The organism is Mycoplasmopsis meleagridis, assembly GCF_900660695.1.
Classification (GTDB): Bacteria; Bacillota_I; Bacilli_A; order Mycoplasmatales; family Metamycoplasmataceae; genus Mycoplasmopsis; species Mycoplasmopsis meleagridis.
Genome location: NZ_LR215042.1, coordinates 352,245 through 364,471, shown reverse-complemented (window position 1 = coordinate 364,471; position 12,227 = coordinate 352,245). Strand labels below are relative to the sequence as shown.

The 12,227-nt window shown below is 25.5% G+C and carries 6 protein-coding genes; 4 read left to right on the top strand and 2 right to left on the bottom strand.

Annotated elements, in window-relative coordinates; all coding sequences use genetic code 4:
• Positions 1–288: 288 nt before the first annotated feature.
• Entirely contained in the window at positions 289–6,081 is a 5,793-nt protein-coding gene (locus EXC33_RS01560; RefSeq protein WP_046096879.1) for a lipoprotein 17-related variable surface protein, read from the top strand.
• A 56-nt stretch (positions 6,082–6,137) separates the two neighbouring features.
• Here EXC33_RS01560 and tsf read toward each other — a convergent pair whose 3' ends face one another.
• Positions 6,138–7,016 (bottom strand): translation elongation factor Ts, encoded by an 879-nt coding sequence (gene tsf, locus EXC33_RS01555; protein WP_318024058.1) that lies wholly within the window; start codon positions 7,014–7,016, stop codon positions 6,138–6,140.
• Positions 7,016–7,921, bottom strand: coding sequence for a 30S ribosomal protein S2 (gene rpsB / locus EXC33_RS01550; protein WP_052716997.1), 906 nt, complete (start codon positions 7,919–7,921; stop codon positions 7,016–7,018). Before rpsB ends, tsf begins: the two co-directional genes overlap by 1 nt.
• A 259-nt stretch (positions 7,922–8,180) precedes the next feature.
• Between rpsB and EXC33_RS01545 the strand changes: the two genes are divergently transcribed.
• The 3 genes from EXC33_RS01545 (at position 8,181) to EXC33_RS01535 (ending at position 12,215) form a co-directional block, all read left to right on the top strand.
• Positions 8,181–10,265: an MYPU_1760 family metalloprotease gene (locus tag EXC33_RS01545; RefSeq protein WP_046096878.1), complete on the top strand. Its 2,085-nt coding sequence runs from the start codon at positions 8,181–8,183 to the stop codon at positions 10,263–10,265.
• Between the two features lie 11 nt (positions 10,266–10,276).
• Positions 10,277–10,921, top strand: coding sequence for a DUF402 domain-containing protein (locus EXC33_RS01540; protein WP_046096877.1), 645 nt, complete (start codon positions 10,277–10,279; stop codon positions 10,919–10,921).
• A gap of 67 nt (positions 10,922–10,988) precedes the next feature.
• Positions 10,989–12,215 carry a trigger factor-related chaperone gene (locus EXC33_RS01535; RefSeq protein WP_046096876.1) on the top strand — a complete coding sequence of 409 codons (1,227 nt, stop codon included), beginning with the start codon at positions 10,989–10,991 and terminating at the stop codon, positions 12,213–12,215.
• Positions 12,216–12,227 lie beyond the last annotated feature (12 nt).

The following is a 12,227-nucleotide window of genomic DNA, read 5'->3' as shown; positions in this document are numbered from 1 at the left end:
GATGAATTAAAAAAACAAATACCTGAAATTACTGCTCCCTATCAAACTGATATTAGAAAAGTAGTTAAAACAACTAATGCTGCTAATTATGCTGATTTATTAGATCAAGGAAAAAGCACTTTTGATAAAATCGAAAAAGTTGTAGACCAAAGAAATAGTGAATACAAATATCTAAAAACATTTCTAGATAATATTAATCCTTATATCCAATCTATCTATTTTAAGGGTTCTAACGAATTAATTCAATCACAATGAAATGGTAAAAATGCTATTGGTGAATTTAACAAGTTGCTTGATAATGTTAATAATTTGATAAAAGGTTATGAAGGAGTACTAACTAATACAGAAAAAAGTAAAAATACTTTTGAAAATTATGCTAATTTAGAAAAAAATTTCAAAACTTTTTCAACAACTTACGATAGTGAAAAAGATTTAGCTCAAGCTCTTATTGATAAATATAATAGTGTTTTTGGTAATGGTGCATTAGTTGCAAAAGGAATTTATTCATTTAATACAGAATTTTTAGATAGTCAACAACAAAAACAAATTGTTTTGGGTACTCCTAATGCTAGCGATAATCTTTTAGATTATCAAAATGGAATAATTGTTGCAGGTAAAAGCTATAAAGGTGATAAAAATAAATTTAATAATTTAATCTTTGACAAAGAAAAAAATCAAATTACGGATAATACCAAAGCCTCTAACTTATTACTTTGACAAATTGCCCAAAACGCTTATGAAAAAGACGCTCAAGGCGCAAAAAAAGTTGTTAATAGTTTAACAAATATTCCTACTAATATCAAAAGTGAATACATAAATAAAATCGAGCAAAATGCCAAAAATATTAAAAGTATGATAATTACTTTTGATAATCCTAACGACGTTAATAAATTAACTTTAGAAGATAATGAATTAACTAGAATAGTTAATGAAGCTAAAGCTATTGACAAAGCCCAAGATGATTTAAATAAAAAAGCTCAAAATTATGGTCAAACTGGAACTAATTTTGACTATTCTAATAAAGCTTATGTAACTGCTAATAGTGCAAACATACAATATGTTATTTTCAATAATAAAACAACTTTAAATGGTGCTATTCCTAAAGCTATAGAAATTACTGAAAAAATTCAAGGCAGTGAGTTAAATCCTGGAAAAATTAAAGTTAAATTTAATTTAACTAGTGGAAATAAAATTAATGGTTATACACTAGTTTCTAAAGATGTAGTTACAAGTAATTACATTGATGGTTTTGCTTATTCTTCAAAAGCTGAATTGGATAGACTTAACGAAATAGCTAAAAAAATGTGAGTGGGCTATTTGGAAAATCACAATAATTTAAATCCAGATGAAGCTAAAAAAGAAAAAATTAGTATTCATAATGTTTCTGTAAATAAAACTTTAAGTGATAGCAATAATATTATTAAAAATCCTAATAGTTGAAATGTAACTGCTAAGGATATTAAAGTTGCAAAAATTACTTCTAGTGATTATGAAAATGGTTATTTACCAGTTAGTTATACTTTAGTTTCTACTTTTGATCCTTCAGTAAAAGTAACTATTGATGCTAATAGTCTAAGACAAAATCTAACCGGAGATGATCTTAACAGAATCTTAGTTAAAAACTTTTTAACTGAACAAGGAAGAATTGATCAATTAGCTAATAGAATAACTGTTGATGTAGCTAGCGGCATTAATAAAAGTAAAACTGCTGCTTCAGAAATTAAAAATGTTAGCCAAATTGCTTTTGGTGGCTTAAATAATCTTACTGAAGCTATTAAAGAAGATTCAATTACTATTGGTAATTATAATGATGATAATGGTACTTTAGATGTTACTTTCAAGGTTAGATCTAATAGAGATTCTTTAACTAACATAGTTTCACAACAAGCTAAAACTATTACTATTAGTGGCTTTAAACACGGAGTTGATTTAGATAAAGAAAAAGCTTTAAAACAAATTGATAATTTAATTCAAGATTCAAAAGGTGAATATCCTTATTTAACCTCTCAACAAGCCAATAGTTATAAAGAAGCTATTAACAAAGCTTCTTCAAAAGAACAAGTTGCTCAAAAATTATTAGAAGCTTATAAAGAAGCCTTAAAAACAGGAGTAAATGTAAAATTTGCTAATACTGATATGGCGCAAAAAAATGAAGCTATTAATAATATTAATAGTGCTCAAAGTGTTGATGAAGCAATTAATGCTTTTAATAATTTATATAGCAAAGAAACTAACGATAAATATAAAAAATTCTTAGAACAAAATTATCCATATCTAAACAAAGCACAATTAGATAATTACAAAAATTTAGTAGATACTACAGAAATAAATCAAAGAAGTGAAGTAATTGACAAACCTGCTAAAGAACTAAATAGTATCATGAAAGAACTTTTAGATGCTTTTAGCGAACAATACAAAGCTCTTAACAACACACAAGATGTTGATTTAAATACTCTCAATACTACTTTTACTAATGATAATATCAACTATAGATTTACTAAAAATAGTGATGCTAAAAGTAAATATTTAGATAGCTTTAGTAGCGTATTTACTGACTTTTTAAATAAAAATAGCGGTAAAAATAAAACCTATGATGAAACTAGAGCTATTGAAGATGAACTTTTAGCTCAATATAGACGTTTAGATGGTCAAATCTATTACAACTTAGCTAAATCGTCTGTGGAAAAACTTAATGATTATTTAACACAAAATCAAAAAGACCAATTAACAGCTAATCTTTCGAAACTAGCTGATAATCTAGAATTAATTTCATATACTAATTCATTAACTAAATTAAAGAATTCTTTAGCTAGTCTTAAAGAATTAGCTAATGAAGCTAACGAAATTAAAAAAGATGAATTATATACTTATTCTAGTTCAGAATCTAAAGCTAATTTCGATAAGAGTCTTTCTAAATTGAATGACTATCTTAGTGCTTTAGAACAAAAAGATTTTACTACCTTAAATAATTCACAAGCAATTGAAGCTTTAATAAACGAACAAGATCTTTTAAATAAAGAAGTAGATAGTGCAATTAGTAAACTTGATGGTCTTAAACAAAAATATGTTGATAGAATCAATAATTTCACCTATTTAAGTGAAGAAGAAAAACAATCTGCTGTTAGTGAAATTGAGGAAGCTTCAAAATATCCTAACGCAGAATATGATTCAATTGTTGAAAAAGCCTTTTCAAATGCGCAAGTAAATGCTCAAAGCGAAATTACTAAATTAGCTAATTTAAGTGGCGCACAAAAAAATGAATATGCTGCTAAAATTCAAGCTGCGTTAGTTAGTTATGTAAGAGGTCAAAAAGCTGATAAAAACTTAGATGACATAGTTCAAGCAGCTAAAAAAGTTGACCAACAAAAAGTCTTAACTTTAAGTGAAATTGATAAATTAACTAACCTTAATGACGCTCAAAAAAATAACTTAAAAGATCAAGTTAAAGAATCAGATCTAACTGCTCAAAATGCTTTATTAGATAGTGCTCGTGATTTAAATAGCACTATGAAAGAATATAAAGATATTCAATCGCAAAAAAATAGCAACAATTACAAAAACGCTGATTCAAATAGTCAAAGAGACTATGATAATAAATTAGCTCAAAGAGATAAAGACATTGATAAAGTAAATGGTGTTAATTTAACTAAAGAACAAGTAACAGAAAGAATTGCAAATTTAAAATCAGCTGCTAATAATTTAAATGGTGATAAAAGATTAGAAGAATATAAAAAACAAGCTAAAGCTAAAATTACTAGCAACTATAGTTCTTTAACTGAAGCACAAAAAAATGCTGCTTCAAGTGCAATTGATAGAGCTCTTACTTTAGATGAAGTTGAAAAAGCTGATTTCAACAATAGTTCAGTCAACCAATCAACTCAAATACTTAAAGACTATATAACTAGCAGCGATTCAATTAAAAAAGTTTCATTATATACTGCTGCTAGTCAAGGAAATAAAACTTCTTATGATAATGAAATAACCGCTGCTAAAAAATTATTAGAAGAATTAAATAAAGTTAATAGTAACAAATTATTAGATCAAAGTTCTCTTAGTAGTCAAAATAGTAAAATAGCTACAGCTATTAAAAATTTAAATGGCGATAGTAATTTAACAAATGCTAAAAATGCTGCTATAGATAAAGTCAATAACGCTGCTAATTTGAATAATGAACAAAAAGCTCATTGAATTAGTGAAATTAATAAATTAGTCGAAGTAGAAAAAGTTAATGCTAAATCAAATGAAGTAACTCAAAGTAATAGTTTAATGGCTCAAATTATTCAAGCCGTTAATGAAGCTATGCCAATAGTAAATTCAGCTAAATATCTTAATGCTACTTTTGCAAATAAAACTAATTTTGAAACTATCTATAATACAGCTAAAAATTTAGTTGATAAAGCTAAAGGAGCTGGAATTATTGATAATGCTGCTTTAACTAAAATTTTAAATGATTTTAACACAGCAAAAGAAGCTCTTGATGGCGATAAATTACTTGCTCAAGACAAAGTAGCAGCTAAGAATAAAATTGATAATTTACCTTCTTTAAATAACGCTCAAAAAACAAATTGAAAAACTAAAGTAGATGAAGCTAATTCTAAAGCTGATATTGATAATAATTTTGATCAAGCTAAATATTTAGATGATGCTATGCAATCTTTGACTAACACTTTAAAAAGAGTTAGTGACGAATTAAATCTTACATATAACTTTGCCTACAAAGGCGCTTCATTAGCAAAGAAAAATGCTTATGATGAAATATCAAAACAAGTTAGTGATTTAATCAATAAAGCTAATGGCACTAATAAAGATCTTAACCAAGTTAAAGAATTAGAAAAAGAACTTATTATTGTTAAAAACAATTTAGACGGCAATAGTAACTTAGCCTATAAAAAAGAAGTTTTAATTAACGAAATTAAAGCAAATAGTGATTTAACTTTAGCTGATAAAGAAGCTTTAATAGCACAAGTAAATAGTGTTAATGTACCGCAAGATACAACTAATAAAGCAGAAGTAAATAACTTTGAAAAAGAACTTAAAAACATTCAAAGCAAGGAAAAATTAATAGCAAGAATTAGAACAAATGATAATTTAAGCAACACAGTTAAAGATCTTTTAACTACTCAAATTAATCAAATTGCTAATGATGATAGTAATATTTTCGACCAATTAGCTAACGTTAATAAAAAATTACAAGCAGCTATAAGAATTGGTGAAAAAGAAGATTTAAATGCTCAAGAAAAAGAACAATTAATGCATGAAATAGCTTCTTTAAGCAATAAATTAAATGTTAAAGACATTAATAAAGCTTTTGAAAATGCTACTAAAAAGGCTTTATTATATGAACAAGCAAATAAATTACCTTTCGAAGAAGAAACAATTAATAGTTTAAGCGATAATTTAGCGCAAATAAGTATTAGTGATCTTAACTTTGATAATTTAGTAGTAAAACAAAATCAAAAAATTGAAAAAATTAAACAAACAAATCAAACTTTGGAAAATACTTTAGCAACTAACAAACAAATTGAAAAATTAGTTAAAAAATTGACTAAATTAGACGTAAATGATAGTAATTTTGATAATTATTTAAATAATTCAACAGATCAAAATAGTGAAATTTCAAAACTATTAGATGATCAAGAATTAAAAGATCAATACAAACAACAATTAATTGATGATTTTGCTAATGTTGAAATAGCTAACGATAATTTTGTGGGTAATATAGCTAAAGCAAATGATAAAGTTACTAAAGTCAAAGAATTATTAACTTCTATTACTAACTTAGAAAATGCTTGAAAAGAAAGTGATAAAAACGCTAAATTAGATAAAAATAGTAAGGATGAAATCATTAAAGCCATTGTAAGTTCGCAAGCTAAACTTAACCAATTAGCTGATAATGATGTTGATTCTTTAGAAAAGCAAACTAATTACAATAAAGAATTAATTTCACAACTAACAAACGATAATAAACATAAAGATAATGTTTGACAATTAGTTGTAGCTTCAATAGCAGGAGTAATTGTCTTAGCATTGATAATATTAATTCCTGTTCTTAAGAAAAAACACACCAAAAATAAAAAATAATTAAAAAAACACAGAATTAAATCTGTGTTTTTTTAACATTCTCAAAATGTTTAAAATTATTTTTTAATTTGTGAAATTGCTTCTGAAGCAAAGTCAACTACTACTTTTTCAATTCCTTCACCTACTGCGTATCTAAAAGCAGTTAATAATTTAGCTTTTTTACTTTCTAATAATTGTTCAATAGTTTTACTATCATCAATCATAAAAACTTGTTTAACTAAAACAATTTCTGAAAGTTTTTTATTTAAAGCCCCTTGTAAAATTTGCTCTTGAATATTAGCTGGTTTTTTCTCAAAGCCTGCTGGGATGTTAATTTCGGCTTTTAGAGCTTCTAATTTTTCTTTAGGTACATCTTCAACAAAAATATATTCTGGTTTCATAGCAGCAGCGTGCATTGCAATATTTTTTGCTAATTCTTCATCGTTTTTACTAATTTTTACAATAGCAGCAATTTGACCATTAATGTGACTAAAAGCACCTAAAAATTCATTTTCACCTGCTTCTAAAATTTCATATCTTCTTAAAGAAATTTTTTCGCCAATAGTTGCAGTTAGTTGGTCAATATATTCATTCAAAGTTAAATCGTTAATTTTGATGCTATCTAAATTAGTTTCTTTTCTAACATTAGCAGCTAGAAGTGAATTAGCAATTGTTTGAACGCTATTTTTAAATTGTTCATTTTTAACTACAAAATCAGTTTCACAATTTACTTCTACTAAGACAGCTAATTTTTCATTTTTACTAACAGCTAATAAACCTTCTGCAGAAATGCGGTCAGCTTTTTTAGCAGCTTTAATTTTACCGTTACTTTTTAGTCAAACTATAGCTTTTTCAACGTCTCAATTACTTTCCTCAAGCGATTTTTTAACGTCAATCATTCCACCGTTAGTTCTTTCACGAACTTCTTTAATAAGAGCTAATTTGTCAATTGCCATTATTCTCCTTTTACTTCACTAGTTTCTTTTTTTACAAAAGGTTTTTTAAATGAGTTTTCTCTTTGTTGATTTTCATATTTAGGTAAAATAATTGCTTCATCACCCTGATAAGCATATTTAGCTTTATCACCTCTAGCAGTAGCAATAGCATCAGCTAAAATAGTAATAATTACATTAATACTTTTGGCTGAATCATCATTAGCAGGAATACCAAAATCTACTAAATCTGGATCAGTATTCGAATCTAAAAGACCTATTACTTTTACACCTTTTCTTCTAGCTTCTTTAATAGCTATTTCATCATCATTAGGATCGGCAATAATCATGAAGTTAGTAGGTCCTTGCATTTTTCTAATACCATCTAAATTAGCATGTAATTTGCTTAATTTCTTTTCTAAATCCAAGATTTCTTTTTTAGTTCTATTAGGATAGCCTTCTTCTTTCATTTGTTCTAATTCTTCCATTGTTTTAATTCTTTTTGAAATAGTTTGGAAATTAGTAAAAGTTCCTCCTAATCATCTTTCAGAAACGTAGAATGAATTAGTTCTTAAAGCATTTTCTTTAATTGCTTCCTTAGCTTGTTTTTTAGTTCCTACAAAAATAAAAGTTGTTCTTGGATTAGTAGCGAATTTATTTAAAAGTTTGTAAATAAATTCTAAACGCTTAATTGTTGAGTTAGTATCGATGATGTGAATGCCACGTTTTGATTGAATATTTGGCAATAAAAATTCTTTCATTTTCGGATTTCACTGACTAGTTTTGTGACCAAAATATGTTCCAGCTTCTAATAATTTATCTCTTGAAACAATGCCTTTTTTATCATCAACTTTAGCACCTTCAACTTTATTATCTACTTTAGTAGGATCATTTTTTGCTACTTTTTCTTCTTTATTAATTTCATTCATATTTATTTTCCTTTAGTTTGTTATTCATCCTATTGTTTCTAACGCCTAGCACTTTAAAAAAGCACACCCAAGCGAATTCACAATAGTGTTAGATAGTTAATTTTAATTTGATCAAATTAAATTTTTAGCGAATTTTAATAAAAATTCTTAATTATTTTAACATTAATATTAAGTATTAATATTAATTTTAAGTAAAAAAAGTAAAAGTTTTTGTCCTTAAAGTGATTTTAAATAATACAATTAATTTGTTAAGAATATTATGCGCAAAAAAAATAAAGTTTTTCTAGCCTCTTCTTTAGGCTTTTTATTTCTTTTAGTAGGTGCAGGAGTTTCTTCTGCAGCTTATTTTGTCATTAAAAAGCCTGCTACTAATTCTATTATTTTTAAAACTGCTAAAGGTCAATTAGATATCAATATTAGTGAAATTGAAGATAATTTAAGAGCTAATGTTGAAGATTTTTTACCTATAGAAATAGATAATGATTACTTAATAAGTGATGAAGTTAAAGAAAAAATCACTGCGCTTAATAATGATCCTAATAATTGAATAAAAGATGAATATTTTAGTGTAGAAGATAATGGCAAAGTTTTAGTTTATACTGATCCTATTAACCACGTTAAATTTAAAGACTTTAGTTATGGTAAATATCATGGCGATTATACTAATAACACTTTAAATAAAACTAATGAGGATGAAAAAAATAGATTTTTATTAGGTTATCATGGTTTAGCTTTATTAGCTAATCATTTTTATAATAGACAAACTTTTGGGCCTGAAATTGCTAATTTAAATTCAATTAATGTAGATGATTGAAGAATTACAAGCAATAATGCAAATGGTTTATATTTAACAAGCACAGAAACAATTTATTTAAATGGCTCATTTGTAGCTGAAAAAGGTTTTACCTTACTGCAAAAAGTGAGATTTTTAGTTCCTGTTTTGTTTCACGAATATATGCATCATTGGGCTTCTTCATATGTTAATTATGCTAATTTTAACGACGATTTTGTCAAAGCTACTTATAGAACGCACGATGATCCAGTTGGTACTTATAGTTATTTTTATAAAAATTTTTATAATAATTTTGCCTACTATTTACACTTTATTAAAAAGCAAAATGACAAAGAAAATAAATCTGATCTTTCTTCTGAAAAAGATAATTTTAATTATTTAACTAATGAAAATTACATAGGAAGAATTTTTAACACTCAAGATTTATTTAAATTAGGTAATACTAATAGCCAAGCTGAGTATAATAAATTGCTTAATATGCTTAATGAATTAGCACTTAATTCGAAGGATAAAACAGTTACTTTTAAAAAATATAATACTCTTTCTAATAAATATATTAATTCTTCATTTAAACCAAGCGATTTATCCTATTATTATTCAATAGTAGAATTAATTCCTAGAGAATGAGTTAAATTTGCTTTATTGCCTTATTATTCTGCTTATTCATCACCTCAACAATTACCGCATTTTGTAGCTAATAATAAAGGTTATAAAGTAGCCCAAAATTTTTATTTAACTTCTTATTCAAGCCTTAATTCAGAACAAATTGTTTATACTAATTCTACTTATATTCAAGATTGAGCTAGAGCAGTTAATGATGCTTTACCAGTAGGTTCTTCAAATTCTGAAAGTAATAATACTAGAACTTTTGAAAATAATATTTGACCTTATAATTTAGAAGAAATTGATTCTTCTTCGGGTGAAACTATTAAAATGCCTTTATACAAAGCTTTTTATAAATTATTTTTAGATTCTATGGGTTTTGGCAAAGTAATTAGTCAAATTAGAAGTAAAGTAGAATGATCTTTTGTAAACGGCAATGATATTAAATTAGATAGCAATAAAAATACTTTGGATCAAGTTAATATTAACGGCTATTTAGATTCTTTGGATTATAAAGCTTTAATTTTAGAAAAGGATAATAAAATGTTAAAAGTTAATTTAAAATTAACTCCTTTTATGAAATTTGATGTTTTCAATAAGCCTATTTTATCGGGCAAAGCTACTAAAGAAGATATTTTAAAGCCAAAAGATATTTATAGCAATTTAAATAATTATGTAGCTTATTCAACAGATTATTTTGATGCTTCTTTATGGAAAAATAGCAAAATAGGTTTTTGAAAAGATACAAATAAAAATAATCAAATTGATAAAGGCGAAATTATTGATACATTTGTTAATGATCCTTTGCCACAAAGAAATGTTGCTACTTCGAATGCAAAAGAATATTATATTGATAATCCTAATATTACTTGAAAACAAGTCGTTTCTTCAAAGGATACAAAAACTAATCTTTATCAATTGACATTAAAAGATGCGATTATTATATAATTTACAAACTAATGAATAATAATAAAAAAGAAAAATCTAGTTATCCTTTGATAGGAACTATGATTAATGTGCAAGCCTATAAGTATAATGGTATGTTATATCGCCAGTGAAATGGCGCAAAAGTAATAAGAAATACTAAAGATCATTATGTTTTATTAATGTATAAAACTAAAGTTGGCGAAATTAGTAAAAAAGACTGGGTTTATCGCGATCCAGTTATTTGGTTTATGCCTAAAAATGCCTTACATAATGCCTTAGTTTTACTTAAACAATCGGGAAATTATATCTATGTAAATATTTCTTCTAAACCTATTTATGAGGATAATACAATTAAATTTGTCGATTATGATATTGATATTAAAAAATATCCTGGTAAAAAATTAGCAATTGTTGATCAAGATGAGTTTAAAGAACATATTAAGGAATATAAATATCCTCTTAAATTAATTAAACAAGTGGAAAAATCACTTGAAGAAGTAATTTATCAAAGTATAAAAAATGAATATTTTTTTAATAAAACAATTTTAAACTACTACGTTAAATTGGCTCAAAAAGATCACTTTATCAAAAGTGATTTGAATTTAGATACCAAAATTAATTCAAGCAAAATGGAAACTAAAAATAATTTTAAAAAAGCTAAAAAGCCTACAAAATAGAGCTTTAGTTTTTTAAAAATTCTTATTTAATATAATTATTTTAAATTAGCTTTAAAAGGATAATAAAATGAACGAAATAAATTTTCACATTAAAGAAATTAACGTTAATATAGCTAGAAATGAATGAAAAGATATTCAAAAAAACATTCTTTTGGAAGCTTTAAATAATAAAGAAGTTAATGACCCTCAATCACTATTAAAAAAAGCCATTGATCTTTCTATTCAAGAAAATATTAAAAAACTAAGAGATGAAATAATTAATGAATTCAAAGATGTCTATAGTGTAGTAGCGCCTAATGTACAAATTCATAAAGCAGATACAGAAAATTTAAATTTTGACATTCAAATAACTTTCTATACCTTTGAAGATTTAGATAAATTAGTAATTGAAAATATTAAAAATGATTTTACTTTTAAACCAATTGACGAAGCAACAATTGAAGCAGCTTTTAAAACTTTTTTAAAAAATTATCCAATTTTTCTTGATGTTAAAGATGATATTAAAGAAGGGGATATTGTTGTAATAGCCTATAAAAGCGAATTAAATGGCAAAATTGTTGAACAAAAAACTGCTATGACTTTAGAAGCTAAAAATATCAATAATGATTTTAATATCAATAGTTTATTAATAGGCAAAAAAGTAGGAGAAGTTTTTGAAGTTAATGATCCTAAAAATACTCATTGAACTATTACAATAGTTAATGCTCAAAGAAAAGAAGTTAGAGAAATTAATGATCAAAATATAGATTTAGTAAGAATAGATGAAATTAAATCAATTGACGATCTTAAAGAAAAACTTTATGAAGACTATAAAATGGATTATGCTAGCAGTGAGCTACTAAGATATTATCGTCACATTATTTTTGAAATTGGTAAAGTCAATAAAGTTCTTTTTTCAGTAGCTAATTTGCAATATGAAATGACACAGTTTTTTCAAACTAATCAGCATTTATTGCCAAATGATTTTAAAGAAAAAACAATGGAAGAACTAGTCAAAGAAAAAGATCCAAAATTTGTAAAGCTAATGACACAAATTGAAAATAGCGCTAAGTTTAAAATGCTCACTAGATTAGTAGAATATTATGTTTCAAAAAAATATAAAATTGAAATTACTCCCGAAGAAACTGAAAAAGCCTATGAACATATTATGTCTACTAATATAAGTGATCAAACGCTTTCTTTACTAGATATGTCTTTAATTTTACATACTCAAAAAGCAGCTTTATATCTAGCTAAATTGAATAATTTAGATACCTATGAAATAATTAGTAAGGAAATGAAATTATTTGTTTAATTTGTTTTTTAA